Below are 25,709 nucleotides of genomic sequence, written 5' to 3'. Positions count from 1 at the left end.
CGTGCTGTCGCTGCCGCCGATGCCCAGCCCGTGGACGACGGCGACGGGCCACAGCGCGTAGCTCGCGAGGTGCACGCCCCGCCAGACGCGCAGCGGGATGTGGGTGCGCAGGAGGCTGGTGAGGATCACGGCGACGACCAGGTCGAACGCGACGGCGCCGAGGCCGAGCCAGAACGGGTGGTAGGTGGAGAGGAACGGGACGACCGCGTCGGGCCAGGTGATGCCGGCGTAGGGGTCGATGATCGAGGTGGAGATGTGCACCGCGAGGAAGGCGAGGGTGAGCAGGGAGAGGTTGCGGTGTACGGCGTGCAGGGTGAACCGCGGCCATCCGGTGGTGGTGAGGCGTCCGGAGTGGGAGGTGCCGAGCACGACGGTGGCGGTGATGAGCAGCAGCGACACCAGGCCGGTGGCGCGGCCGGCGAACCAGAGCGTCTGGCCCATGTCAGGTCCCTTCCGCGGGCTCGGGCCAGCCCGCCGTCGTGCTGATGCGCCCGTCGACGGCCACGAGGCGTGAGGGCAGGCCGCGCTCGGCGAGCCAGCCGGGGGCGGCCTCGCCCATGACGATCGACGCGGTGGTGGCGATGTTGGCGTCGACGCAGGTGGCCGCGGCCACCGTGACCGTCCGCCAGGGGCCGTCGGGCACGTCGCCCGTGTGCGGGTCGACGAGGTGGTGCACGGTCCGGCCGGCGCGACGCCAGGTGCGGCGGGTGGTGCTGGACGTCGCCAGGCCGCCCCCGGCGATGGTCACCGTCAGGTCGGGCTCGGCGAGGGCACGCTCGTGGTCGTCGCCGATGCCGAGCCGCCAGCCGCCCTCGGGGGCCTGCCCGGCGGCGCTCACGTCGCCGCCGAGGCTGACGAGCACCCCGCAGCCGGCCGCCTCCGCGGCCCGGACGGCGATGCGGTCCGCCGACAGCGCCTTCGCGGTGGCGCCCAGGTCCAGCGCCACCCCGCGGGGCAGCAGCACCTCGCGGCGCTCGGGGTTCCACGCCACGCGCCACCAGCCCGGTGCGGGCCGGGCCGGCGCGGTGGGTTCGGGGTGGTCCGGGTCGATCGCAGCGAAGTCGCGGTCGTAGCCGAGGTCGCGCACCGCCCGTCCGACGGTGGGGTCGACGAGGCCGTCGGTGAGGGCGGCGGCCCGCATCGCGACCGACAGCGCCTCGCCGAGCAGCGGGCTCACGACCACGGCCGACCCGGCGCACTCGTGCAGCCGCGAGATCTCGGAGTCGTCGCGGAAGCGGCTGCACACGGCGTCGATCGCGGCGAGTTCGCCGTGCAGCACCTCCTCGGCGGCCCCCAGCCCGTCCGGATCGGCCACGACCAGCAGCGCGGTGGTGCCCAGCGCGTGCACGCCGACGCGGTCCACCCGGTCGACGGTGTGCGATGCGCTCACGAGGCTCCCGACGACCCGTGGTTCGACGAGGAGGAGGACGAGGACGACGGCGCAGGGGTCGAGGCCGGCGGGGCGAGCGCCTCCGTCGTCGGCGTGACGACGACCGTCGGGGTGGTGGTCCTTCGGTGCGTCGCTGTCTTCGGCGTCGTCGCTGTCTTCGGCGTCGTCGCCTTCTGCGGCGCGACGGGTGCGGCGGGGGCCGGCGCCACCGCGGTGGTGGGCGCGGGTGTGTCGGTGATCGAGGCCTGCGCGTCCGTGTCCACCACCGGGACGGCCGGGGCGGCCGACGCCGTGGGCGTGCTCTGGGCGAACAGGGCACCGAAGGCGACGGCGAGCGCGGTGCCGCCCAGCGCGCTCCATGAGGTGGCTCCGACGATCCGGCGGCGTCCGAGGTCGCGGGCCCGGGTGCCGTTGGCCGGGGTGGCGGTGTCCGCGAGATCGCCGTGGACGTCGGGGCGATACACGGGGACCGGGCCGGTCGGCGTGTCGTCGTCCGGTCGCTGGGTCCTCATGGCGTGGGACGGTAATGAGCGCGTATTGCCGCGACCGCGTTCCTGAGAGCCGGGGTTGCACCCGACCCAGCGTCCGGCGTGATCACCGCGACGAACGGCGTCCACGCGCCCGAAGGCGCTTCCAGGTTGCTCCGAACGGCCGCAGCGGGCTCTCAGGTTGCCGCTCACCGGCGGGCCGCTCGATCGGCGGCCACGCCGTGCGGACGAGCGGCGCGGTCAGCCGGGAGTGAGGGTGTCGAACCCCGCATACGGGACGAGTGCCTCGGGGATACGCACCGAGCCGTCAGGCTGCTGCCCCTGCTCCAGCAGCGCGACGAGCGTGCGCCCGACCGGGAGCCCGGAGCTGTTGAGCGTGCCCGCGAACCCGCGCCTGCCCTCCTTCGACCTCGTGCGGATGGCCGCCCGTCGGGCCTGGAACGTGCCGAAGTCCGACGCCGAGGCGATCTCGCGGTAGGCGTCCTGGCCGGGCAGCCACACCTCGATGTCGTAGGTCATGGTCGCCGAGAAGCTGGTGTCGCCCGCGGCCAGCTTCACCACGCGGTAGGCCAGCCCGAGACCCTGCAGCACGGACTCCGCGTGGCCGACCAGCAGCTCCAGCTCCTCACGCGTGCGCTCGGCGTCGACGACGCGCACGAGCTCGACCTTCGAGAACTCGTGCAGCCGCACCAGGCCGCGCGTGTCGCGCCCGTAGGAGCCCGCCTCCGAGCGGAAGCACGGCGTGTGGGCGGTGTACGCGAGCGGCAGGTCCTCGAGCGCGAGGGTCTCCTGAGCGTGCAGGTTCGTCAGCGGCACCTCGGCCGTGGGGATGAGGTACAGCTCGCGGCTGTCCACGCCCGTCTTGAACAGGTCCTGCTCGAACTTCGGCAGCTGGCCGGTGCCGGTCATCGTGGCGCGGTTGACCAGCGTGGGCACCGAGAACTCGGTGTAGCCGTTCTCCTCGGCGACGTCGAGGAAGTAGCGGGCGAGCGCGCGCTCCAGCTTGGCGCCCCGGCCCTTGAGCACCGCGAACCGCGGACCCGACAGCTTGGTGGCGCGGGCCAGGTCGAGGATGCCGAGCTTCTCGCCGAGGTCGACGTGGTCGAGCGGCGCCGCGATCTCGGGCCTCTGGCCCCAGGTGCGCACCAGCTCGGCGTCGGCGTCGGAGGTGCCGTCGGGCAGCTCGTCGGCGGGGAGGTTGGGGATGCCGAGCAGCAGCTCCTGCAGCTCCGCGTCCAGCGCCTTGCTCTCCTCCTCGGCCGCGGCCACCACGGCCTTGAGGTCGCGGGCGCGTTCGACCAGCGCCGGGCGCTCCTCGGGACTCGCGCCCTTCACCGAGGTGGCGACGCGCTTGGACTCGGCGCGCGCCTCGTCGCCGCGCTGGATCGCGGAGTTGCGGCCCGAGAGCAGCTTGTCGAGGGAGGCGACATCGAGCGCGTAGCCCTTGCGGGCCAGCTTGCGGACGGCGTCGGTGGCGGGGTCGAGCAGGACGCGGGGGTCGTGCATCAGCCCAGGGTATCGGGGGCGGAGAAGCAGGTTCCTCCCCATCCGGAGGTGGCGTCGAATCGGTGATCGTCGCAGGATGTGCCCTGCCCCACACACGAAAGGCTCCCGCTGTGTCGACTGCCACTCCCGCCGTCCCGTCCTATGCCTCCGGTACCTCCGACGTCCCGCTGCTCGGCGACACGATCGGTGACAACTTCGACCGCACCGTCGCGGCGTTCCCAGACGGTGAGGCGCTCGTCGAGGTTCAGACGGGCCGCCGCTGGACCTGGTCGCGGCTGCGCGACGAGGTGGACACGGCGTCGCTGGGTCTGCTCGCCGCCGGGCTGCAGAAGGGCGACCGGCTGGGGATCTGGGCGCCGAACCTCGCCGAGTGGACGATCACGCAGTACGCCACGGCGAAGATCGGCGTCATCCTCGTGACGGTCAACCCGGCCTACCGCACCCACGAGCTGGAGTACGTGCTCAACCAGGCCGGTATCTCGGTGCTGGTGGCGGCCACGAGCTTCAAGAACTCCGACTACGCCGCGATGATCACGCAGGTCCGGCCGAACTGCCCGGGCCTGCGCAAGGTGATCCTCATCGGCACCCCCGACTGGGACGAGCTCGTCGCCGCGGGCAGGGCGGGCGACCCTGCCGACCTCGTGCGGCTGCAGCCGGAGCTCGCCGCCGACGACCCCATCTGCATCCAGTACACCTCGGGCACCACGGGCTTCCCCAAGGGCGCCACGCTGAGCCACCACAACATCCTCAACAACGGCTACTTCGTGGGCCGGACCTGCGGCTACACCGACGCCGACCGCGTATGCATCCCGGTTCCGTTCTACCACTGCTTCGGCATGGTCATGGGCAACCTCGCGTGCACCTCCAGCGGCGCCACGATGGTGATCCCCGGCCCCGGCTTCGACCCCAAGGCGTCGCTGCACGCCGTCGCGCAGGAGAAGTGCACCTCGCTCTACGGCGTGCCGACGATGTTCATCGCGGAGCTCAACGACCCCACGTTCGCCGACTACGACCTCTCGTCGCTGCGTACCGGCATCATGGCCGGCTCCCCGTGCCCCGTGGAGATCATGAAGCAGGCCGTGGACCGGATGGGCATGGCCGAGGTGACGATCTGCTACGGCATGACCGAGACCTCCCCGGTCTCCACCCAGACCCGCGCCGACGACACGCTGGAGCGCCGCGTCTCCACCGTCGGACGGGTGCTGCCGCACCTCGAGGTCAAGGTCGTCGACCCCGAGACCGGCCTGACCCTGCCCCGTGGTGAGCCCGGCGAGCTGTGCACCCGCGGCTACTCGGTGATGCTCGGCTACTGGGAGGAGCCCCAGAAGACCGCCGACGTGATCGACCGCGCCCGCTGGATGCACACCGGCGACATCGGGATCATGGACTCGGACGGCTACCTCAACATCACCGGCCGGATCAAGGACATGGTGATCCGCGGCGGCGAGAACGTGTACCCGCGCGAGATCGAGGAGTTCCTCTACTCCCACCCCGACGTCCTCGACGCCCAGGTCATCGGCGTGCCGGACGTCAAGTACGGGGAGGAGCTGTGCGCCTGGATCACCCTGCGCGACGGCGCCGAGCCGCTCACCGCCGAGTCGGTGCGGGAGTTCGCCACGGGCAAGCTCGCCCACTACAAGATCCCGCGCTACGTGATGATCGTCGATGAGTTCCCGATGACGGTCACGGGCAAGGTCCGCAAGGTGGAGATGCGGGAGAAGAGCGTGGAGATGCTCGACCTGGGTGAGGCGGCGGCGGTGAAGAACGCCTGACGAACCCGCGGGACGACCCGCCGGTGCGCGACAGGCTCTCCACCCACCACCCCGGATACCGGGCGGACCCCGTACCGACACCCTCCACCGGACCGACCCGCCACGCCCACGGCAGGCGGCCTGTCGTGCTGCGACGCCCGTTTCGGCCGTGCACCGACGGGTGGATCGGGACTAGGCTTGTGCGGCGCGTCCCGGTGTCGCTCGGCGAGCCGACCAGCAGTGTGCGGCGGACCAGGCACCTGGGCGCGTTTGTCGTGCGGCATCGCACGCAGCGTGAGCGATCGAAGATGAGGGTGAGCAGGGTGCCGAGCGGCAGGGTCAAGTGGTACGACGCCGACAAGGGCTTCGGCTTCCTCGCCCAGGACGGCGGCGAGGACGTCTACGTCCGGAAGGCGGCGCTGCCGGCGGGCGTGGAGTCGCTCAGGGCCGGCCAGCGCGTGGAGTTCGGCATGGCCGAGGGCCGTCGCGGTCCGCAGGCGCTGTCGGTCCGGCTCGTCGAGGCACCTCCGTCGGCGGTCGAGAACACGCGCCGCCCGGCCGAGGACCTGCACAGCCTCATCGAGGACATGATCAAGCTCCTGGAGACCAAGGTGCAGCCTGACCTGCGCCGCGGCCGCTACCCGGAGCGCAAGGCGGCCAAGCTCGCCGCCGAGGTGGTCCGCGCCGTGGCCCGCGACCTCGACGGCTGATCCCTACCGGGCCCTCGTGGTCAGCACCCAGCTCGCGCGGATGGGGAACTCCAGCTCGCCCGTCTCCGGATCGGCCTGCGGCGGCGGCCCGTACTGCTGCACCTGCGCGCCGAGCAGGCGGTCGGTGCGGGTCGGCAGGTCCAGGGCGTAGGACTTCTGCGCGTTCACGGCGAACACCGGGCTGCGCCCGTCGGTCTGCGCGCCGGTGCCGTCGCGGTAGGTGAACACCACCTGCCACGGCGTCGACGAGATCTCCTCGGGCACCGTGACCTGCAGGGGCGTGCCGACCGGCACGGTCAGCACGACGGGCGCGCCGGCGTCCGAGCTGCAGTTCTTCAGCTGCAGGTCGCAGTACTGCGTGGGCTTCGCGACGACGTTCGCCGCGCCCGCCGCGAACGTGACCTCCGGAGGTGGCGCCGCGCTGCTGCAGCCGGCCACCAGGAGAGCAGCGGCCATGACGGGGACCATTCGGCGGAGCACCGGACCAGCCTACGGAGCGGTGTCAGCTCCCCGTGCGGACGGTGGCGGAGTCGTCCACCGCGCCGCGCGGGCCCAGGAACGGCAGGAGGCTGCGGCCCCGGCTGATCAGCACCGTCTGCAGGCTCGGCAGGGCGACGGCCACCGCGACCACGGTGAAGCCGAGCCAGTAGGTGTTGTGCGGGAGCAGGACGCCCAGCGCCCCGCCGAACACCCACGCGAGCTGCAGCACCGTCTCCGACCGCCCGAACGCCGACGCGCGCGACTCCTCGGGCAGGTCGCGCTGGATCACCGCGTCGAGGCAGACCTTGGCGAGCGCGCTGACCGTGGCCCCCACCAGGCCGACCGCGGCGGCCGTGATGATGCCCGGCAGCACCGCCGCCAGCACCGCCACGGCGACGGCGAGCGTCACCGCGACGACGATCATGCGGTCGGAGTTGGCGATGAAGCGCGGCCGGGAGCCTGCCGCGTTGCCGACGAACGAGCCCACACCGGCTGCGGCGCCCACGACGCCGATGAGGAACAGTTGGTGGGCGGCGTCCATGCCGGGCTCGCTCCTCACGACGAACGCGACGAACAGCGTGAGGAAGCCGGTGAGCACGCGGATGGCACCGTTGCCCCACAGCGCGAGCACCACGCCGCGGCCCATGGGCCTGCGCTTGCCCCGCCGCGTACTGCGCAGCTGGGCGGGCACCTCGCCCGCGGTGGACTCCACCCACTTCGGGATGCGCAGGCACAGCAGGAACCCGCCGACCGCGAGGAGCGCGGTGAAGGTCAGCGCGCCGGGCGAGTCGGACAGGTAGGCGATGCCGGCCGTGATGCCGCCGAAGACACCGCCCGCCACCAGCCCGAACGTGGTGAGCCGCGAGTTCGTGGTGACGAGCGTGATGGCCTCGGGCAGCACGCGCGGGGTGACCGCCGCCTTGAGGACGACGAACGACTTGCTCAGCACCAGCGTGCCCAGCGCGGCCGGGTAGAGCAGCCACGTGTGGTAGTTGAACGCCATCACGACCGCGAGCACGGCGCGCCCGGCGAAGGAGATGGACAGGGCGGCGCGGCGGCCGCGCTGCAGACGGTCGAGCAGCGGGCCGATCACCGGCGCCACCACGGCGAACGGGGCCGCGGTGATGGCGAGGTAGAGCGCGACGTTGGTGATGCTCTCGGCCTTGGCCGCGGCGAAGAACAGCGTGTTGGCGAGCGCGACGGCCACGGCGGCGTCCACCGCGTAGCTCATCATCGTGGCGTAGGTCAGCGCGGTGAGCCCGGAGCGGTCGGCGCCGTCGGCGGTGGCGGCGCGGCGGAACGCATCGATGCCGCTGCGGGTGATCTGCCGGCTGCGCATCGCCGCCACCCGGGTGACGGTGATCTTGCGGGGCAGCCGTTGCGCGGGCTTCTCCTCGGTGGACTGCTCGGCGACCGGTGGCGGGCCCGCGTCCGACCACGGCACGTCGGCCCGGGCGTCGGCGTCCGCGGCGAGCGGGGCCTGCGGCGGCGGCGTCCAGGGAGCGGCCGGCGGGACGCGGCGGTGCGCGGCCGGGTCGTAGTCGGGGTCGTCGTGCCAGGGGTAGCGGCGGCGTGGGGCGTATGGATCCCGGTCGGCGGCGGGTTCGGCCTGTAGCGGGAGCGTCGGGGGCTTCGCCGGTGGCGGCGCGCCGTCCACCGTGGCCCACTTCCGCCGCGCGCGGAACCCGCGGGGCTTCGAGGGATCGGATCGGGCCACGTGGCCATTCTGACGCACGGAGGGGCCTGACCGGAGGATGCCGGGGGCGCCCGATCCGGCGCTGCTGATAATTTCGTCCCGTACGCCCCGGAGCGGGACGACGGCGTCGGGGGGACCGTGTGACGCGCATCGGCCGTATCGCGCTCGCGGCCCTCGTGGCCGTGTCAGTGCTGGCCGGCTGCAGCACCGTGCCGGAGGGGCCGGGCTCGTCCGACGCCCCGCTGACGGTCACCACCACCGGTGGCGAGCTGAAGGGCCGCACCACCCGCGCCACGCGTCAGTTCCTCGGCATCCGCTATGCGCTGCCACCCACCGGGGACCGCCGGTGGACGCTGCCGGAGCCGGTGCCCCCGGCGTCCGGGGTCACCGACGCCACGAAGGCCGGGTCGCAGTGCCCGCAGACCACGGGCGAGGACAAGAAGCCCGGCACGGACGAGGACTGCCTCTTCCTCAACGTCACCGCGCCACGCCGCACGGTCGCCGGGGAGCGGCTTCCGGTGATGGTCTGGTGGCACGGGGGTGGCTTCACCAACGGCTCCGGCTCGCAGTACGGGGCCGACCGGCTCGCCGCGCAGGGCGACGTGATAGTCGTGACGGTCAACTACCGGCTGGGGCTGCTGGGCTACCTCGGGCTGCCCGGTCTTCCCGGGTCGGGCAGCTTCGGGTTCGCCGACCAGATCGCCTCCCTGGAGTGGGTCAAGGCCAACGCGGCCGCGTTCGGGGGTGACCCCGGCAACGTCACCGTGTTCGGGGAGTCGGCGGGCGCCATGTCGACGTGCGCGCTGCTCACGTCGCCGAAGGCCGCCGGGCTGATCGAGAAGGCAGCGATCTCGTCGGGCTCGTGCCGGCTCAACTGGCCGGTCGGGTTCCTCTACCGCGACTCGCCGGCGCAGACGCCCTACATGTCGCTGGCGTCGCAGGAGGCGGCCGGCACCGCCACGGCGGCCCGGTTCGGATGCACCGGCCCCGACGTCGTCGGCTGCCTGCGCGAGGCGCCGCCGGAGGCGTTCCTCGACCCCGGCGACCCGGCGCCCGGCCACATGGTCTTCGGCACCGACCTGCTCCCCGAGGACCCCGCCGTCGCGCTGGCGAACGGGCGCCTCGCGCAGGTCCCGGTGCTGTCGGGGGGCAACCTCGACGAGACCCGCTCGTTCGTCGGGGCCGAGCTGCTCGACGACCCCACGTCGGTGACGGCGGAGAGCTACCCGTCGCTGCTGCAGGCCGCGTTCGGGGCGAAGGCCGCCGACGTCGCCGCGCGGTACCCGCTGAGCGCGTACGACTCGCCGGCGCTGGCCTGGTCGGCGGTCACCACCGACCGCGGCTGGGCCTGCCCCACGCTGGCGGGCGAGCAGGACCTCGCGGCGCACACCGACGTCTACGCCTACGAGTTCGCCGACCCGGACGCGCCCGACGTCAACGGCATCGACGTGAAGGGCCTGCCGCAGGGGGCCGCCCACGGCAACGAGATGCCGTCGCTGTTCGACCTCCACGGCAAGAACCTGCTCAAGGGCGACGGCCAGCGCGGGCTGTCGGACACGATGATCGGCTACTGGTCGAGCTTCGCCCGGTCCGGCGTGCCCTCCGCGCCCGGCGCCCCCGCCTGGAACCGCACCACCCCGGGGTCGGCCGAGGTCCTCTCGCTCGCCCCCGGCGCCGTCCGCACGGTCGACGCGGCGGACGTCCACCAGTGCGGGTTCTGGGCGACGATCGGCTGATCCACCGGCTGACCTACGAGGACGGCACGAACCGGACGCGGAACGTCGTCGGCCAGAACTTGCCGGTCAGCAGGTACTCGCCGCCGCCCACCGAGGCGATGCCGTTGAGCACGTCGGTGGTGGCCCGCTGCTGGGCCGTGAGCAGGCCCGAGGCGTCGACCACCGCCGTGACGCGGCCCGTGGCGGGGTCGATGCGCACGATCCGGTCGGTGCGCCAGACGTTGGCCCAGACCTGCCCGTCGCTGCAGTCCAGCTCGTTGAGCTCGGTGACCGGCTGCCCGTCCAGCGTGACGTCGACGGAGCCGGCGGCGGCGAACGTGGTGGGGTCCTGGAAGTGCAGGGTGGCGGTGCCGTCGCTGCGGATCAGGCGGGCGCCGTCGGTGCACATGCCCCAGCCCTCGTCGGCGAACGGGAGCTGCCGCCGCACCGTCAGCGTGGCGCGGTCCCACTCCACCATCACGTGGTCCTGGTAGGTGAGCTGCCAGACGGTGTCGCCGACCACGCTGATGCCCTCACCGAACAGCTGCCCCGGCAGCGACGCGGCGCGGCGGACGGCACCCGTGGCCGGGTCCAGCTCCCGTAGCTGCGACTTCCCCGCCAGTCCGGTGCCTTCCCAGAGGACACCCTGGTCGAGCTCGAAGCCCTCGGTGAACGCGGACGCGTCGTGCGGGGTCTCGGCCAGCACCTGCGGGCGCAGGACCGGCACCGTGGACGACGCTCCCGGCGTCGGCGAGGCGGCGGCGCAACCGGCCAGCAGGAGCACGGCGGCCGCGGCCAGGGCGCGTCCGACGGGGAGGACTCCGCCCCCGCGGGCGAGAGTGCGTCGGCGGGCCACGGCCGGAAGGGTGGCACAATCTCGGGGGTGAACACCGTCGACCCGCCCGCCCGTCTCGTGGACGCGGTCGCCCTCGCGCGCGCCGCCGCCGTCGAGGACGCTGCCACCGACCTCGGTGCCGACCTGGCCGCCACGGCCGTCGGGGAGCACCTGGAGGCCGTCGAGGAGGACCCGGGGGCGGTCACCCACTACTTCGCCGCCACGCAGGGCGGCTACCGCGGCTGGCGCTGGTCGGTCACGCTCGGCGGCGGTCGCGGCGATGCTCCGGTCACGGTCTCAGAGGTGGTGCTGCTGCCCGGTTCCGACGCGCTGGTCGCGCCGGCGTGGGTGCCGTGGGAGGAGCGGATCCGGCCGGGCGACCTGGGCGTCGGCGACCTGCTCCCGCCGCAAGAGGGCGACCAGCGGCTCGTGCCCGCGTACGTGGAGTCCGACGACCCCGCCGTCGAGGAGGTCGCCACCGAGATCGGCCTGGGCCGCGCCACGGTGCTCTCGCGCGTCGGCCGTGAGGAGGCCGCGCAGCGCTGGCACGACGGTCCCCACGGCCCCGGTGCCGACATGGCCCGCGCCGCCCCCGGCCACTGCGGCACCTGCGGGTTCTTCCTCTCCCTCGCCGGCTCGCTGCGCGGTGCCTTCGGGGTGTGCGGCAACGAGTACGCCCCCGCCGACGGCTCGGTCGTCGAGGTCGGGTTCGGCTGCGGCGCCCACTCCGACGTGCACGTCGACACCACGTCGCCGGTCACGGTCGCCGAGCTCGTCTACGACGACGGCGTCGACATCGAGCACCACGAGCCGCCCGCGCCCGTCGTCACCGACACGGCGCCGACGGAGGCCGAGGCCACGGCCCCGGCCGAGGTCGCTGACACCGAGGTCGCTGACACCGAGGTCGCTGACACCGAGGTCGCTGACACCGAGGGGCCCGACGCCGAGCCCGTCGCGGCCGCGGCCGTCGTGGATGAGTCCGCCCCGGCCGAGGCGGCGCCGACCGAGCAGCCGTCGGAGGGGCCGCAGGGCAGCGCCGACCAGGAGCCGGTCGAGAACGGGTGACCGGGCCGCTCGGCACCGCTGATCCCTTCGGCACCCCTGACCCCTTCGGCACCGCGGCCCTGCGAGCGGCGGTCCTCGACTCGTGGGCCGCGTCCCCCACCCGCTTCCGCGAGGACGCCAACGCGGAGGAGGACCTGCGCCTCGGCGGCTACGCCGACGCGTGGTTCGTCGAGCTCGCCCAGAACGCCGCCGACGCCGCGGACGGAGGCGGCCGCCTGCGGGTGTCCGTCGTCGACGGCGAGCTGCGCGTCGCCAACACCGGGGCCGCCCTCACCGCGGCCGGGGTCGAGGCGCTGGCGTCGCTGCGCGCGTCGGCCAAGCGGGACGACGCCGGGTCGGTCGGCCGGTTCGGCGTCGGGTTCGCGGCGGTACTGGCCGTCTCCGACGAGCCGCGTGTGGTGAGCACGACCGGGGCCGTGGCGTTCTCCGCGTCCCGGACGGCCGAGGCGGTCGCCGCGATGCCCGGTCCGGCCGCCGAGCTGGCCCGCCGCGACGAGCCTCCCGTGCTGCGGCTGGTCTGGCCGACGGCCGAGGAGCCGCCCGCGGGGTTCGCCACCGAGGTCCGGTTGCCGTTGCGGCCCGGTCGCGCCGCCGACGCCCTGCTCGCCCACGCCCGCGACACCGCCCCCGACCTCTTGCTCGCCCTGCCGGGGCTGGCCGAGATCGGCGTCGCGGGCACGGTGGTGCGCCGCGAGGAGGGGCCCGGTGCGACCGTGACGGTCGGCGACCGGCGCTGGCAGGTGGCCCGTGCCACCGGCCGCCTCGACGACGACGCCCGCGACGCGGCCGCCGAACAGCGCGACCGCCGCGACTGGTCGGTCACCTGGGCGCTCCCGCTCGACGGGTCGCTGTCCGACGACGAGGTGGCCCACGCCCCGACCGCCACGGGCGAGAAGCTGCACCTGCCCGCCCGGCTGATCGCGACCCTGCCGCTGGAGCCCGACCGCCGCCGCGTCCGCAAGGGCCCGGCCACCGAGCGCGTCCTGGACGGCGCGGCCGCGGCCTATCTGGATCTGGTCCGCGCCACCACCCCCGCGAGCCGACACGATCTGGTGCCCGAACCGGGCTTCCCGCGCTCCGAGCTCGACGCCCGGCTGCGCGAGCTGATCATCGACGCGCTGCGCGGCGCGGCCTGGCTGCCCGCAGCGGGCGGCGGTGAGCTCGCTCCCGGCCGAGCCGAGTGGCTGGACCTCCCGGGCGTCGACGCCCGGTTGCCGCAGCTGCTCGCGGAGGCCGGGTTCGACCGGCTGCTCGCCCCGCCAGTCTCCCCGACGGCGCTCGCCGAGCTGGGCGCCCATCGCGTGGGCGCGGGCGAGCTGGTGTCGCGGCTGTTCGGCGTCGAGCGCCCGCCGTCGTGGTGGCGCGCGGTGTACGCGGAGCTGGAGCCGCTCGCGGAGACCGTCCCGGGCCTGCTCGACGACCTGCGCGCCCTGCCCGTCCCGCTCGCCGGCGGCCGCACCGCGTCCGGCCCGGCCACGGTCCTGTTGCCCGACTCGGCCGCCAGGACGCGTCGGCTCGCGGAGCTGGGTCTGCCGGGGCTGCACATCGCCGACCCCGACGCCGTCCATCCGCTGCTGCGCCGCCTGGGGGCCACCGACGCCGACGCGTCCGCGCTGCTGGAGCATCCCGCGCTCGCCGAGGCCGTCGACCGCTCGCTGGACGACGCCGACGCCGGCCTGGACATGGAGCCGCTCGCCGCGGCCGTCCTGGCGCTCGTGGAGGAGGTGGGCAGCGCACCGGCCGCCCTCGCCGCCCTGGCACTGCCCGACGACGAGGGCCGCCCGTCCCGCGCCGACGAGCTGGTGCTCCCCGACGCCATGATCCGTCCGCTCCTGGCCGACGACGTCCCGCTCGGGGTGCTCGACGCGTCCTGGGCGCAGCGCTACCCACGGGGGTCGCTCACCGCGCTGGGCGTGCTGGACGGGTTCGCGCTCGTCGTCGACGAGGAGCCGGTGGCACCCGAGCACGACCTCGACGACGAGGAACGCTGGTGGGACGCCCTCGACACGCCGCCCGCCCGGCTCGTCGCGGTGCGTGACCTCGACCTCGTCGACGACGACGCCTGGCCCGCGGCCCTCGCGCTGCTGGCCTCGTACCGCGACACCCGCGCCGCGGTGACCGCCTCCGGCTCGTACACGGCCTGGTGGCTGGCCCGCCACGCCCGCCTCGGCGGCCGGCGCCCCGGCCACTGGCGCGTGCCCTCGGCGGACGCCCTGGCGCCCCTCTACGACGAGGTCCCCGCGAGTCGACACGAACCGCCGCGCGAGTCGACACCGGATGGTGCGCGAGTCGACACGGATCGGCGACCGAGTCCGACGGTCGACGAGGCCTTCCTCGTCGCCGTCGGGGTGCGGGCCGACCTGCGCATCACCGACGCCGCGGCGGCCGACGACCTGCTCGCCCGTCTCGCCGACCCCGCCCGGCATCCCGACGCGGCCCTGGTCGCCGACGCCCACGTGGCGCTCGCCGACGCGGTCGCGGCCGGCCGCGTCGAGGCTGCCGACCTCGACCTCCCCGAGCACGTCCGCGCGATCGACGGCAGCGTCGTGCACGTCGACGTCGCGATGGTGCTCGACGCTCCCTGGCCCGCCGCTGTGCTGCCGCCGGGCGAGCTCGTGATCGGCGGCGACGCGAGCGCGCTGGCCGAGCTGCTCGACCTCCCGCCCGCCACGGACGTGGTGGCGGGCGACGTCGAGGGCGACGGCGTCGCCACCGACTGGTCGGCGATCGGTGAGGTCGTGGTGGCGTGCCACACGTTGGGCATCGCGGTGCCGCCCGGCGGCCTGCTTCTCCACGACGAGCTGTGGGTGACCGTCCGGCGGCCCCTGAGCGGCCGTTTCCGCGTGCCGACCTGGATGGACGCGCAAGGCCGGTGGCATGCCGAGGACCCCCTCCGCGCCCTGCTGGGGCTGCTCGCCACCGAGGAGTTTGACGCGTGAAGTACCCCTCGCGCGTGCTAGACAGAGGCGTGCGTGTCAATGGCAACGGAGCATTGCGGAGCATCCCGGGACGGGTCTGCGTGCTGTCCGTGCACACCTCCCCGCTCGAGCAGCCGGGCACCGGCGACGCAGGCGGCATGAACGTCTACATCGTCCAGACCGCCCGGCGGATGGCCCAGCGGGGCGTGGAGGTCGAGATCTTCACCCGCGCCACGTCGTCGGAGCTGCCGCCCGTGGCCGAACTGGAGCCCGGCGTGCTGGTGCGCCACGTGGCCGCAGGCCCGTTCGAGGGGCTGGGGAAGAACGACCTTCCCAGCCAGCTCTGCGCGTTCACCGCAGGAGTCCTGCGCACCGAGGCGCGCCACGAGCCCGGCTACTACGACGTGGTGCACTCCCATTACTGGCTCTCCGGCCAGGTCGGATGGCTCGCCCGCGACCGCTGGGGCGTGCCGCTCGTGCACAGCGCCCACACGCTCGCGCGCGTGAAGAACTCCGCGCTCGCGGCCGGTGACACCCCGGAGCCGATGGTCCGCGTGATCGGCGAGGACCAGGTGGTGGCCGAGGCCGACCGCCTCATCGCCAACACCGACGAGGAGGCCCGCCAGCTCGTCGAGCTCTGCAGCGCGGACCCGCGCCGCACCGCCACCATCCCCCCCGGCGTCGACCTGGAGCGGTTCGTCCCCGGCGACCGGGCCGCCGCCCGCCGCGCACTGGGCCTCCCCCCGGACGCCGTGGTCCTCGCCTTCGTCGGGCGCATCCAGCCGCTCAAGGCCCCCGACGTGCTGCTCCGCGCCGCGGCCGAGATGCTCGACCGCGCTGCGGCGAACGGCGATGGCACACTGCGGTCCCGGCTCGTGGTGCTCGTCGCCGGCGGGCCGTCCGGGAGCGGGCTGGCCGAGCCCACCGCGCTGCAGGAGATCGCCGCGTCGCTCGGCATCTCCGACGTGGTGCGCTTCCTGCCGCCCCAGGGCGGCGACGACCTGGTCCACGTCTACCGCGCGGCCGATGTCGTCGCCGTGCCCAGCCACAACGAGTCGTTCGGGCTGGTGGCCCTGGAGGCGCAGGCCTGCGGCACGCCCGTGGTGGCCGCACGCGTCGGCGGGCTGCCGGTGGCCGTGGCCGAGAGCCGTTCCGGGCTGCTCGTGCCCGGGCACGGCGCGCCCGAGTGGGCCGATGCGCTCCGCTCGGCGGTCGCCCGTCGTGACGAGCTGGGGCGTGGCGCGGTCGCCCACGCGCGGCAGTTCTCCTGGGACCGCACCGCGGACGCACTGCTCGACACCTACGCCGTCGCCGCGGCCGAGTTCGTCGATCGGCAGGGGCTGTCGGTCCCACCCGTCGCGCAGCCGCCGGTCGCTGCGGGGATGATCGACCGGTGAGCACCGAGAACGACGTGGACATGCTCGTGACCTCGGCCCTGCTGGAGCTGGGGGTCGACCACCACCGCCGCGATCCCGGCCAGTTCCTCGTCACCCTGCCCGGCGCCAACCGCCTGCAGACGCACTGCTGGCTCATCGTGCGCGACCATTCGTTCTTCGTGCAGGCGTTCGTCTGTCGTCAGCCTGACGAGAACCACGAGGGCGTCTACCGCTTCCTGCTGCAGCGCAACGCCCGGCTCTACGGCGTGCACTACACGCTCGACCGGATCGGCGACATCCACCTCGTCGGCCGCATCCCGCTGCACGCCGTCACGTCCGACGAGATCGACCGCGTCCTCGGGCAGGTCCTCGAGGCCGCCGACGGCGACTTCAACACGTTGCTCGAACTGGGCTTCGCGAGCTCCATCCGCCGCGAGTACGCGTGGCGCTCCGACCGCGGCGAGTCGACGGCCAACCTGAAGGCGTTCGAGCACCTCTTCACCTGAGTCCGGATCCCCTCGCGGCCCTCCGCGACCAGGGGTGCGCCGGCTCGTCCGGCGGTGGGTGCCCGCGCCGGCGGGTGGACGGAGCGGCCCGGGATCTGAGGGGGAGTCATGAACTCGGGCCACTCCGCTCGAACCACCCGCGGACCACGCGATCGGGGGCACCGTGCGGTCCGGGGCTCCGGGCGTGGCGCGGGGAACGCCGTACCCGGTCCGACCGGGCGGGTGGGGCCCGCCGGTCGGTCCCGGCCACGATGACAGCGGTCGAGCATGTTCGACAACCCTTTCGGGCTACCCCGTTCGGGTGTTTCGACCTCACGACGAGGCCAGTGGTGCACGACATAGCATGACGCCACCCGTCCGGTCGGACTTCTCGCAAGGGAGCATCACCATGCCCGTCAGCAGCCCGTACCCGGATGTCGAGATCCCCGAGGTCTCGCTGTTCGACTTCCTCTTCGGAGACTTCGGCGACCGCGCCGACGAGCCCGCGTTCCTCGACGGGGGCAGCGGCACGGCGATCACCTTCCGCGAGCTCGAGGGCATGGTCCTGAAGATCGCCGCCGCACTGGCGGAGCGCGGCATCGGCGCGGGCGACGTGGTCGGCATCCTGTCGCCCAACACGCCGTACTACGCGGCGGTGTTCCACGGCATCCTGCGCGCCAACGCCACCGTCACGAGCGCCAACTCGCTCTACACCGCGGGCGAGCTCGCCCACCAGCTCACCGACTCCGGCGCCAAGCTGCTGTTCACGATCTCGCCGTTCCTCGACACCGCCCGCACGGCCCTCGCCGAGGCGGGACTCCCGGACGGCGCGCTCGTCGTGCTGGACACCGCCGACGGCGTCACGTCCCTCGCGGAGCTGCTGGCCACCACCGCCGAGCCGCCCGCGCAGATCGTCGGGGCCGGCGACACGGCCGTGCTGCCGTACTCGTCGGGCACCACCGGCCGCGCCAAGGGCGTGATCCTCACCCACCGCAACCTCGTGGCGAACCTGCAGCAGATCGCGGTGATGGGCAACGTCACCTCGGCCACCAAGATCCTCGCGGTGCTGCCGTTCTTCCACATCTACGGCATGACCGTGATGATGAACCAGGGCCTGCACGCGCGGGCCACCGTCGTCACGATGCCGAAGTTCGACCTCGTCGAGTTCCTGCGGATCGTCTCCGAGTACCGGGTGGACCGCGTCTACATCGCGCCGCCCGTGGCCGTCGCCCTGGCCAAGCACCCGATCGTCGACCAGTACGACCTGTCGTGCGTCGACATCGTCTTCTCCGGTGCCGCCCCGCTCGACGCCGAGCTCGGACACGCGATGGGCAAGCGCCTGAACTGCACGGTGCTGCAGGGCTACGGCATGACCGAGCTGTCGCCCGTCAGCCACTGCATGCCCGACGACCGCCCGGACATCGACCTCAGCTCCTCCGGCTTCGCCCTGCCCAACATCACCTGCAAGCTGGTGGACCCGGAGACCGGTCAGGAGGTCGGCCCCGGCGGCCGCGGCGAGCTGTGGGTCAAGGGGCCCAACGTGATGAGCGGCTACCTCAACAACCCCGAGGCCACCGCCATCACCCTCGACGACGAGGGCTACCTGCACACCGGCGACGTCGCCGAGGTCACCGACGAGGGCGTCTTCTCGATCGTCGACCGCGTCAAGGAGCTGATCAAGTACAAGGGCTACCAGGTGCCGCCCGCCGAGCTGGAGGCCCTGCTGCTGACCCACGAGAAGGTCGCCGACGTCGCCGTCATCGGCGTGAAGGACGCCGAGGGCGAGGAGGTGCCCAAGGCGTTCGTCGTCAAGCAGGAGTCGGGCGCCGACCTCACGGAGGACGAGGTCATGGCGTTCGTGGCCGAGCGCATCGCCCCGCACAAGAAGATCCGCGTGGTGGAGTTCATCGACCAGATCCCGAAGTCGGCGAGCGGGAAGATCCTTCGGAAGGACCTCCGCGCCCGCGAGGCCGCCGCGAGCTGACACCGTGGAACGCGACGATGCGGGAGCGTCCCGGGGATGCTCGTAGGCTGCCCCGACCCCCGCCTGAACGCCGACGCAGCAGGACGACGATGCACTAACGGACGGGAACGGGGAGCCGGACCGTCGTCTCGTCGAGGTCGTCGGTGCGCACCGTGAGTGCCAGTTGCCAGGTCCCGGCCAGCGGGATCTGGCCGGAGCCGGCGTAGGTCCCCGTGGCGGTGCGGTGCAGGGCGAGGGTGAGCGGGCCGAGCCCGCGTTCGGGCAGGCTTAGCTCGGCCTCGAGGCCGGGCGGGTCCAGGTGGTCGCCGGCGGCATTGCGCACGGTGACCTCGAGGGTGTCGGGTCCCGTGCGGGCGGGGTCGATGCGCACGCTCACCGTGCCGGTGCCGCCCGGCCCGCCGGTGTCGTAGTGCAGGTCGCCGTCGACGGGCCCGGCGGCCGCGGCGGCAGTTGCGGCTTCGGCGGTGCGTCCGGGTTCGGCATCGACGAGCACCGCGGTCAACCCGAGCACCGCGACGGCGATCGCGGTCTCCACCGCGACGGTGCGGCGCAGCACCGGGTGCGGAGCCGTGGTCGCGACCGCGGTCGCACCAGCGCCGGCCGTCACGTGCGGGCCTGGTGTGGGTCTCGCGTGGACCGCGTGCCGGGAGACGGCGGCGACGCCGATCACGACGGCCACGGCGACGATCTTGACCAGCAGGATCCGCCCGTAGCCGGTGTCGACGAACGCGCTCCAGCTGCCGAGCTGCCGCCAGGACTGGTAGGTCCCGGTGCCGACCAGCACCACCACGCAGCCGAACGCGATCGGCGAGAACCGGGATACGGCCGCGGCCAGCTCACCGTCCTCCTGCGCGCCCGGCGACCACAGCGCGACGGCCAGGACGAGCAGCCCGCCGAGCCATACCGCCATGGCCACGAGGTGGGCGACGTCGGCCGGGAACGCGATCACCGGCTGCAGGCCCACCGCGGCGTGGCCTGCCACCGACCATGTCGCGGCCATGCCGACGGCCAGTGCGGCGCCGGACCAGCGCAGCGCGGCACGCGTCCTGTGGTCGGCCGTGGGCAGCCGCCGCACGAGCAGCCCGAGGTGGATCGCGGCGGCCACCAGGAGCAACAGCCGGGCGACGAGTGCGCTGCCCAGGGGCAGCTGCAGCGTGGAGGCGACGGATCCCGGGGTGAGGATCGTGTCGAGCCCGGTCCCGTCGCCGTAGGGGCCCTGCAGCAGCAGCGTCCCGACGGTGGCGCCGAGGAGCCCGACCCAGCCGCCTGCGGCCACCCGCGGCCCCGCCGCCCGCGCCGCCCCCTGCGGCCAGCAGAACAGCAGCAGCGCCGCGGCCCCCACGAGTGCGGCGAACGACGCGTAGGCGAGGGCACGAACGATCCCGTAGAGCACCGCGACCGCGGCGCTGCCGCCCGGCGGTGCGGCCACCGCGGCCGCCGTCGCGGACGCGTGCCCGACGGAGAAGGTGAAGGCACCCGAGACCGGGTGGGTGTCGGCCGAGATCACCCGCCAGGCCACCGTGTAGCTGCCCTGGGCGGAGCCCGGGCGCAGGCCGACGGCCACGGTGTCGCCGGCGCCGCCGGGGTGTCCGGTGCTCCCGTCATCGACCTGTACCCCGTCCGGGTCGAACACCCGCAACCCGTTCGGTGGGAGCAGGACCGACTCGCCGAAGGTGAGCGTGACCTGCGGGGGCAGGTCCTGCAGCACCGTGTTCGCCGCCGGGTTCGTGGACTCCAGGACCGCGTGCGCCGAGGCGGTGCCCGCCCCGGCCAGCAACGCGCTCACCGCGAGGACGACCCCGGCGGCGGCACGCGCGAGCGCCCGCCCCGGCGCACGACGGTCGTTCACGCTCAGGCCGTGCCGGACCGCTTGCGCAGGGCGAGGCCGCCGGTCACCGCGCCGATCAGCCCGAGCACGACCCCGATGATCCCGAGCACCGTCCCGGTGCTGCTGCCCGTGCCGCTCGCCGGGGCCGCCGTGCCGGTGGTGCCGGCCGCGGGGGTGGCCGTGCCGCTGTCGGTGGCCGGGGTGAGGGTCAGCGTGGGTGCCGGGTGCGCCGGCTCCGGGGCGCCCGGGGTCGTCAGGTCGATCCAGCGGACGACGTCACCGTTGGAGTAGGTCTGGATCGCCTTGAACGTGAGGCTGCCGGTGTTGTCGGGGAGGTTGCCGAGCGACACGGGGAACTGCTCGAACTGCCCCGGCGCGATGGCCCCCCCGGTCCAGGTGATCGTCGAGACGGCCTCGCTGACCGGGCCGTCGTCGGTGTTCACGGGGGTGGCCAGCGGCGCCTTCTTGACGGTCGCGGTCCAGCCGGGCACGGGCTGCACGTCGACCGATGGGACGGGGTGGTCGGTCGGGAAGCTCACCTGCAGCGAGACGGTGCTGGCGCTGTCCTCCTCGTTCGGCACCTGGAACGCGACGGTGGCGTCGCTGCCCTGGGCCGCGGTGTCGGGGTCGAGCTTCACGTGGGCCGATGCGGTGCCGACGACGCCGATCAGCGCCACCGCGCCGGTGACGCCCACCACGGCGATGCGGCGGGCCGTGCGCCGTGCCCGACCGGAGGCGGGGGAAGCGGTGGCGGAGTGCGGGGACATGGGTGGCTGCTCCAGGGATGACGGGGGCGCGCAGGGGCGCGCGAGGACGTGGTGTGCCACCGGTGCACCGGTGGGTGGGGTGTCAGCGGACGGGCAGGCCGACCGGTGGTCCCCGTCGTGAGGCGCAGTCGCGGAGGAGGCTGGTCACCGGTCTGCGGGCCGGGCTGTCCAGGAGCCGCAGCGGCGACCGGCGGATCCGTTCGGCGTCGGTTCCCGGGACGTGACCGGCGAGGTGCGCGACGACCGCGAGCAGCGCGGCCGTCGCCGCGGACTCCGCGGACCGCAGGAGGCGCCAGCACGCGGCCTCGCCGTGCCGCAGCCACCAGCCGGTGACGACGGCGACCGCGAGATGGGCGAGCGTCATCCCGACGGGGCCGTGCCCGGACATGCCGGCCATCGGCCCCTCGGCGGCGGTGAGGAGCGCATGCAGCACGGCCTGACAGACCAGGACCCCGAGGATGATCGCTGTTCGGGACCGCTCCCGGCGCCCGGCGGCCAGCGCGGCCACGAACACGATCGCGAACCCGGCCGCGAGCGCGGCGGCGCCGACGGTGCGGCCCTCCTCGAGCCCGTGCGCCTCGGCGGTGGACGCCACGCAGACGGCTGCGAACGCGGCGGCTCTCATCGTCAGCAGTGCTCGGCGCACGAACATCGCGGTGACCGGCCTCAGAGCATCGTCAGCAGCATGTACGCCATGCCGACGCCCATGATCAGGCGGAGCGGGCGGGTCAGCGCCGCGGCGGCGCGTGTCACCACGGCGCCGGACCCCGTCATGCCGGCGACGACGTCGGGAGCGTCCTCGATGCGGTGTGGCAGGAAGCCCTGCACCGCCGCCCATGCCGTGCGGGCGAGGAAGTAGACGACGGCGAGCCAGCCGAGGACGGCGAACCACTCGTGCGTCGAGCTGAGGTGCCCGGCATGGTCCAGCCCGGATCCGGACAGCGCGTCGGACGGCATCGCGGCGAACATCCCGGCCATCACCGCCGCGGCCACGACGTGCTCCAGCAGCGCCGCGCTGGGGGCACGGAGGTCGCGTCGCGGCCGTGCCAGCCGGAGACCCAGCCAGGCGGCGTCGACCGCGAACGCGCTCGCCCACCACGACGGTGGGACGGGGGTGGCCACGGGCAGGAACATCGCAGTCATCCCGGCGGCCATGAGGATGTGGGCCGTCTCGGTGTCAGGGGTGCCTGCGCCATGCCGTTGCCGACGGACGACGAGTGCGAGCCGCACCGCGCAGCACACGCCGAGAACGGCGAAGAGCGCGGCGAAGAGCCACCGTGCCCACATCGGCCCCGCCATCGTCGCTCCTCAGTCGTTCGGTCTCGAATGGTCCGGAAACGACGTGCGCAATGTAGGCGCGGCGCGTATTCGCCGCCATACTCCGGCCCCGTACCGGTATTCCGGATATCGACTGCTTCGTCCGGGAACGTGTCGATCTGCTTTCCGCTCAGGTCGCCGTCTCCTTCGGTTTCCGGTGTGATTTTCCGCGCACCGCGTCGACCGCCGGGAACGGCAGCCCGGTGCGGCGAGCCGTCGTCCTGGGGCGTGGGGGGCCGGGCGCGGGAGCGCGCCGACGTCGGGCTCCGGGTGCGGTCGTGCCGCCGTCGGTGGCATCGCGGCGCAGGGCGCATCTGCCCTGCGCCGCAACGGATGCGGGATGCGCCGGCGGGGCGCGGGAGCATACGGTGAAGGGATGTCACAGCCGGGGCCGGTGCGGTCCACCACTCTGGACGAGCAGCTGTGCTTCGCGCTGTACACCGCATCACGGGCCATGACGAGCTGCTACCGGCCGATGCTCGACTCGCTCGGCCTGACCTACCCGCAGTACCTCGTGCTGTTGGTGCTGTGGGAGCGCGGCGACTCGCCCGTCACCGGTATCGGGCAGGCCCTGCAGCTGGAGACGGGCACGCTCTCCCCGTTGCTCAAGCGGCTCGAGGTGAGCGGCCTGGTCACGCGCACGCGCCAGCCCGGCGACGAGCGATCGGTGCTGATAGCGCTCACGGCGCAGGGTCGTGAGCTGGAGGCGTACACGGCGAAGGTGCAGAACGAGATCGGCATCGCCACCGGCATGAGCCGCGAGGAGATCGACGACCTGCGCGGCGTGCTGCGGAATCTCACCGGGCGGCTGCGATCCGCCTCCGACCGCTGATCGAGCAGGCGCCCGCGACCACGGGCCGTGGCGCCCCCGCCGCGCCACTGGCCGGGCCACCGCGGGACCGGGCGGATCCGGCAGTCCCGGCGTCGCAGCGACGGGGCGCGATCGTATCGTGGGCGACCGGACACACGGCCGAGTCGTCTCCCCGGTGTGGACGAGAAGGGGGTGGACCGTGACGGCGCAGGTGCTCGACCGGCTGGGCGGACGCCCGCTGTGGGAGCAGCTTCTCGCCGACCTCCGTCGCCGCCTCGATCGCGACGAGTTCACCGAGTCCTTCCCCGGTGAGCTCGCGCTCGTGGCCGAGTACGGCGTCAGCAGGCACACCGTCCGCGAGGCGGTCCGGCGCCTGCGCGAGGAGGGGCTGGTGATCGCCGGCCGCGGGCGCACCCCCCGACGGGCCGAGCCCACGGCGATCGAGCAGCAGCTCGGCGAGCTCTACAGCCTCTTCACCGCCGTCGAGGCCACCGGGCAGGTGCAGCGCAGCGTCGTCCGCACGCTGGACGTGCGCGCCGACGGCGTGGTGGCCGCGCGGCTCGGCTTGGAGGAGTCCACGCCGCTCGTGCACCTGGAGCGCCTGCGCCTCGCCGACGCCGACCCGCTCGCCGTCGACCGCGTCTGGCTGCCCGCGGAGCTGGCGACGCCGCTGCTGGACGTCGACTTCGGGCGCACGGCGCTCTACGCGGAGTACGCCGAGCGCTGCGGGGTGCGCGTCACCGGCGGGAGCGAGCGGATCCGCGCGGCCGTGCCGGACGCCTCGCAGCGGCGGCTGCTCGCCATCCCCGAGGGCGTGGCCGTGCTGGCGATCGACCGCCTGGGCTGCGCGGGCGACCGTCCGGTCGAGTGGCGTCAGACGCTCGTGCGTGCCGACCGGTTCAGCGTCACCGCGCGCTTCTCGACGCGCGACGGCTACCGGGTGGACGGCAGCGGCTGACCCTGGCGCGGGCCGCGTTCAGGAGAGCCCGATGTGCACGCGGACGACCGTGCCGTCGCGCCTGCGGTGCACGCGCACCAGGTCGCACAGCTGGTGCACGACGTAGAGCCCGTGGCCGTCATCGTGCGGGGCGGGCAGCCTGCGGCCCGCCAGCGGATCGGTGATCCGGCCGCCGTCCTGCACCTGGCAGACCACCTGGTGGTCCGCCGTCCAGATCGTCAGCAGCCCCGAGCCGCCCGCGTGCAGCATCGTGTTGACCACCAGCTCCTGCACGGCCGTGCGCAGGTCGGCGATCCGGTCGGGCGGCATGCCCTTGTGCTCGGCGTACTCGTGGACGAAGCGCCGCGCCGTGCCCGGCCCGGTGGACGGCCCGATCACCAGCACGTCGGCCTCGGGAGGTGCGGGGGGCAGCGGGCGGTCGAACCAGGCGGCGACGGCGACCGGGTCGGTGTAGCCGGGGGAGTCCCAGCGCTCGCCTGCGGTGGCGAGCATCGGGTGGGTGCGGGTGGCGTCGGTGAGCACGTTGCGGTCGAGACGCGTGACGTCGTACGGGCACAGGACGTAGGCCTCGGACGCGGCCAGCGCCACGTTGATCAGGGCCTCGTGCTCGGCGCAGGCCGGGTACTCGTCCTGGCTGCGGCCGGCCCAGATGGGCTCGCCGACGATACGCACCGGCTGCCCGTCGTGCTCGCGGACGAACGCGGTGAGGACCGAGCCGATGATCCGGCCCGGGTTGCGCCCCGCTGTGCCCATGTCGGCGGTGCGGACCCGCGCCGCCTCGGTGGCACTCAGGGCGGACTGCACGAGGGCCAGCCCGGGCTGCGGCACGGCGACCAACACCGGCTCCTCGTGCTCCAGGCCCTCGCGCACGAACCGCAGCAGCCCCGCGCGGTAGCTCGCCGCGTCGGTGTAGAAGAGCGCGTCGTGCTGGAGGCCCTGAGGCGCGGTGCTCACCTCGGGTCGACCCCGGCGGTCGTCACCGTCATAGAGCTCCTCGCCGCAGATCCGGACCGCCCCGGGACGAGGCGGGAAACGCCGCCACCCTACCTCTCCCGTGGGTGAGGTTCGTCACGCGAAGGGCCCAACCGGAGGGGCTGGACGGGCCCGGGCTCAGCCTGCCGCGACGGACACGCCGATGCCTCCACGCGTCTCCGCGCCGTACCGGGAGATCTCGGCCTCGAGGTCCAGGGGCGCTGTCATGACGGTGGGCTCCGGGGAGAGGAGCGCGGCGGGCACGAGCCAGCTGACCTCGAACTCGATGCCGTCCGGGTCGTGCGCGTAGAGGGCCTTGGTGGAGCCGTGGTCCGACGCGCCGACGAGTGCGCCGCGCTCGCTCAGCACGCCGGCGATGCGGCGCAGCTCGGCGAGGGTGTCGACCTCCCATGCGAGGTGGTAGAGGCCCACGGTGGTGCGCCCGGCCTGGGTGTCGCCCGCGCGCTCACCCATGGCGAACAGCCCGAGGTCGTGGTCGTTGGTCGAGCCCTCGGCCTGCAGGAACGCGGCCCGGCCGGGCATGCCGGCGACGACGCGGAACCCGAGGGCGTCGGAGTAGAAGGCGACGCTGCGGTCGACGTCGCGGACGTAGAGGACGGCGTGGTTGAGGCGCTGGACCGGCATGGTGACCCCTAG

Annotated in this window: 23 protein-coding genes; 10 read left to right on the top strand and 13 right to left on the bottom strand. The window is 74.0% G+C overall.

The genetic code is table 11. The annotated features are described in order from the left end of the window. The 4 genes from JWR81_RS21010 to serS form a co-directional block, all read right to left on the bottom strand. The coding region (locus JWR81_RS21010) for a ferric reductase-like transmembrane domain-containing protein (RefSeq protein ID WP_297655549.1) at positions 1-441 on the bottom strand (441 nt) is incomplete at its 3' end. Between the two features lies 1 nt (position 442). Beyond that, positions 443-1,390: an FAD:protein FMN transferase gene (locus JWR81_RS21005; protein WP_297655546.1), complete on the bottom strand. Its 948-nt coding sequence runs from the start codon at positions 1,388-1,390 to the stop codon at positions 443-445. Then, the gene (locus tag JWR81_RS21000) at positions 1,387-1,902 is read right to left on the bottom strand and encodes a hypothetical protein (protein ID WP_297655543.1); all 516 of its coding nucleotides are present in this window, start codon (positions 1,900-1,902) and stop codon (positions 1,387-1,389) included. The genes JWR81_RS21005 and JWR81_RS21000 overlap by 4 nt, the downstream gene beginning before the upstream one ends. 216 nt (positions 1,903-2,118) lie before the next feature. Continuing rightward, positions 2,119-3,384, bottom strand: coding sequence for a serine--tRNA ligase (gene serS / locus JWR81_RS20995; protein ID WP_297655540.1), 1,266 nt, complete (start codon positions 3,382-3,384; stop codon positions 2,119-2,121). 110 nt (positions 3,385-3,494) lie between these two features. Here serS and JWR81_RS20990 point away from each other — a divergent pair, with 110 nt between their 5' ends. Beyond that, positions 3,495-5,156 (top strand): AMP-binding protein, encoded by a 1,662-nt coding sequence (locus tag JWR81_RS20990; protein WP_297655537.1) that lies wholly within the window; start codon positions 3,495-3,497, stop codon positions 5,154-5,156. A gap of 302 nt (positions 5,157-5,458) precedes the next feature. Continuing rightward, complete coding sequence (locus JWR81_RS20985) at positions 5,459-5,845, top strand: cold-shock protein (RefSeq protein WP_297655533.1); 387 nt, start codon at positions 5,459-5,461, stop codon at positions 5,843-5,845. Between the two features lie 3 nt (positions 5,846-5,848). Here JWR81_RS20985 and JWR81_RS20980 read toward each other — a convergent pair whose 3' ends face one another. Both JWR81_RS20980 and JWR81_RS20975 read right to left on the bottom strand, forming a co-directional pair. Then, positions 5,849-6,301: a DUF2771 family protein gene (locus JWR81_RS20980; RefSeq protein ID WP_297655530.1), complete on the bottom strand. Its 453-nt coding sequence runs from the start codon at positions 6,299-6,301 to the stop codon at positions 5,849-5,851. Between the two features lie 46 nt (positions 6,302-6,347). After that, a complete protein-coding gene (locus tag JWR81_RS20975; RefSeq protein WP_297655527.1) occupies positions 6,348-8,042 on the bottom strand; it encodes an MFS transporter in 1,695 nt (564 codons plus the stop codon). Between the two features lie 119 nt (positions 8,043-8,161). Here JWR81_RS20975 and JWR81_RS20970 point away from each other — a divergent pair, with 119 nt between their 5' ends. Continuing rightward, entirely contained in the window at positions 8,162-9,757 is a 1,596-nt protein-coding gene (locus JWR81_RS20970; protein WP_297655524.1) for a carboxylesterase family protein, read from the top strand. A 13-nt stretch (positions 9,758-9,770) separates the two neighbouring features. On the opposite strand, the gene JWR81_RS20965 is transcribed toward JWR81_RS20970, so the two are convergent. Further along, on the bottom strand, positions 9,771-10,592 hold the full coding sequence (locus JWR81_RS20965; RefSeq protein WP_297655520.1) for a glutaminyl-peptide cyclotransferase: 822 nt from the start codon (positions 10,590-10,592) through the stop codon (positions 9,771-9,773). A 27-nt stretch (positions 10,593-10,619) separates the two neighbouring features. On the opposite strand from JWR81_RS20965, the gene JWR81_RS20960 reads away from it, so the two are divergent. The 5 genes from JWR81_RS20960 (at position 10,620) to JWR81_RS20940 (ending at position 18,399) form a co-directional block, all read left to right on the top strand. Next, the gene (locus JWR81_RS20960) at positions 10,620-11,636 is read left to right on the top strand and encodes a DUF3027 domain-containing protein (RefSeq protein WP_367278817.1); all 1,017 of its coding nucleotides are present in this window, start codon (positions 10,620-10,622) and stop codon (positions 11,634-11,636) included. Continuing rightward, a complete protein-coding gene (locus JWR81_RS20955) occupies positions 11,633-14,575 on the top strand; it encodes an ATP-binding protein (RefSeq protein ID WP_297655517.1) in 2,943 nt (980 codons plus the stop codon). The genes JWR81_RS20960 and JWR81_RS20955 overlap by 4 nt, the downstream gene beginning before the upstream one ends. A 53-nt stretch (positions 14,576-14,628) precedes the next feature. Beyond that, entirely contained in the window at positions 14,629-15,951 is a 1,323-nt protein-coding gene (gene mshA, locus JWR81_RS20950; protein ID WP_297655555.1) for a D-inositol-3-phosphate glycosyltransferase, read from the top strand. Between the two features lie 20 nt (positions 15,952-15,971). After that, on the top strand, positions 15,972-16,436 hold the full coding sequence (locus tag JWR81_RS20945) for a YbjN domain-containing protein (protein WP_297655552.1): 465 nt from the start codon (positions 15,972-15,974) through the stop codon (positions 16,434-16,436). A 388-nt stretch (positions 16,437-16,824) separates the two neighbouring features. Next, the gene (locus tag JWR81_RS20940; RefSeq protein ID WP_297655515.1) at positions 16,825-18,399 is read left to right on the top strand and encodes an AMP-binding protein; all 1,575 of its coding nucleotides are present in this window, start codon (positions 16,825-16,827) and stop codon (positions 18,397-18,399) included. A 94-nt stretch (positions 18,400-18,493) separates the two neighbouring features. On the opposite strand, the gene JWR81_RS20935 is transcribed toward JWR81_RS20940, so the two are convergent. The 4 genes from JWR81_RS20935 to JWR81_RS20920 form a co-directional block, all read right to left on the bottom strand. Further along, positions 18,494-20,248, bottom strand: coding sequence for a FixH family protein (locus JWR81_RS20935; RefSeq protein ID WP_297655512.1), 1,755 nt, complete (start codon positions 20,246-20,248; stop codon positions 18,494-18,496). Between the two features lie 2 nt (positions 20,249-20,250). Next, positions 20,251-20,994 carry a YcnI family protein gene (locus tag JWR81_RS20930; RefSeq protein ID WP_297655508.1) on the bottom strand — a complete coding sequence of 248 codons (744 nt, stop codon included), beginning with the start codon at positions 20,992-20,994 and terminating at the stop codon, positions 20,251-20,253. 82 nt (positions 20,995-21,076) lie between these two features. Continuing rightward, the gene (locus tag JWR81_RS20925) at positions 21,077-21,640 is read right to left on the bottom strand and encodes a hypothetical protein (RefSeq protein WP_297655505.1); all 564 of its coding nucleotides are present in this window, start codon (positions 21,638-21,640) and stop codon (positions 21,077-21,079) included. 20 nt (positions 21,641-21,660) lie between these two features. Beyond that, positions 21,661-22,293, bottom strand: coding sequence for a DUF5134 domain-containing protein (locus JWR81_RS20920; protein WP_297655503.1), 633 nt, complete (start codon positions 22,291-22,293; stop codon positions 21,661-21,663). Between the two features lie 394 nt (positions 22,294-22,687). On the opposite strand from JWR81_RS20920, the gene JWR81_RS20915 reads away from it, so the two are divergent. Both JWR81_RS20915 and JWR81_RS20910 read left to right on the top strand, forming a co-directional pair. Beyond that, positions 22,688-23,143, top strand: coding sequence for a MarR family winged helix-turn-helix transcriptional regulator (locus JWR81_RS20915; RefSeq protein ID WP_297655500.1), 456 nt, complete (start codon positions 22,688-22,690; stop codon positions 23,141-23,143). Positions 23,144-23,321: 178 nt separating this feature from the next. Then, positions 23,322-24,080: a GntR family transcriptional regulator gene (locus JWR81_RS20910; RefSeq protein ID WP_297655497.1), complete on the top strand. Its 759-nt coding sequence runs from the start codon at positions 23,322-23,324 to the stop codon at positions 24,078-24,080. An 18-nt stretch (positions 24,081-24,098) separates the two neighbouring features. Here JWR81_RS20910 and JWR81_RS20905 read toward each other — a convergent pair whose 3' ends face one another. Together JWR81_RS20905 and JWR81_RS20900 are read right to left on the bottom strand one after the other, a co-directional pair. After that, positions 24,099-25,034, bottom strand: a complete 936-nt coding sequence (locus JWR81_RS20905; RefSeq protein ID WP_297655494.1) for a sensor histidine kinase — start codon at positions 25,032-25,034, stop codon at positions 24,099-24,101. 156 nt (positions 25,035-25,190) lie between these two features. Continuing rightward, on the bottom strand, positions 25,191-25,697 hold the full coding sequence (locus tag JWR81_RS20900; RefSeq protein ID WP_297655491.1) for a VOC family protein: 507 nt from the start codon (positions 25,695-25,697) through the stop codon (positions 25,191-25,193). Positions 25,698-25,709: the final 12 nt, after the last annotated feature.

It is taken from the genome of Pseudonocardia sp. (genome assembly GCF_025965585.1).
GTDB lineage: Bacteria > Actinomycetota > Actinomycetes > Mycobacteriales > Pseudonocardiaceae > Pseudonocardia.
Note: the sequence above shows the minus strand (reverse complement) of the source record. Positions and strands in the feature narration are given on the sequence as shown.

What these genes read in the sequence shown, in the direction of transcription:
- serS (WP_297655540.1), bottom strand. Translation starts at nt 3,384, where the DNA reads ATGCACGACCCCCGCGTCCTGCTCGACCCCGCCACCGACGCCGTCCGC.
- JWR81_RS20920 (WP_297655503.1), bottom strand. Translation starts at nt 22,293, where the DNA reads ATGGCGGGGCCGATGTGGGCACGGTGGCTCTTCGCCGCGCTCTTCGCC.
- JWR81_RS20900 (WP_297655491.1), bottom strand. Translation starts at nt 25,697, where the DNA reads ATGCCGGTCCAGCGCCTCAACCACGCCGTCCTCTACGTCCGCGACGTC.
- JWR81_RS21000 (WP_297655543.1), bottom strand. Translation starts at nt 1,902, where the DNA reads ATGAGGACCCAGCGACCGGACGACGACACGCCGACCGGCCCGGTCCCC.
- JWR81_RS20980 (WP_297655530.1), bottom strand. Translation starts at nt 6,301, where the DNA reads ATGGCCGCTGCTCTCCTGGTGGCCGGCTGCAGCAGCGCGGCGCCACCT.
- JWR81_RS20915 (WP_297655500.1), top strand. Translation starts at nt 22,688, where the DNA reads ATGTCACAGCCGGGGCCGGTGCGGTCCACCACTCTGGACGAGCAGCTG.
- JWR81_RS20930 (WP_297655508.1), bottom strand. Translation starts at nt 20,994, where the DNA reads ATGTCCCCGCACTCCGCCACCGCTTCCCCCGCCTCCGGTCGGGCACGG.
- JWR81_RS20940 (WP_297655515.1), top strand. Translation starts at nt 16,825, where the DNA reads ATGCCCGTCAGCAGCCCGTACCCGGATGTCGAGATCCCCGAGGTCTCG.
- JWR81_RS20945 (WP_297655552.1), top strand. Translation starts at nt 15,972, where the DNA reads ATGCTCGTGACCTCGGCCCTGCTGGAGCTGGGGGTCGACCACCACCGC.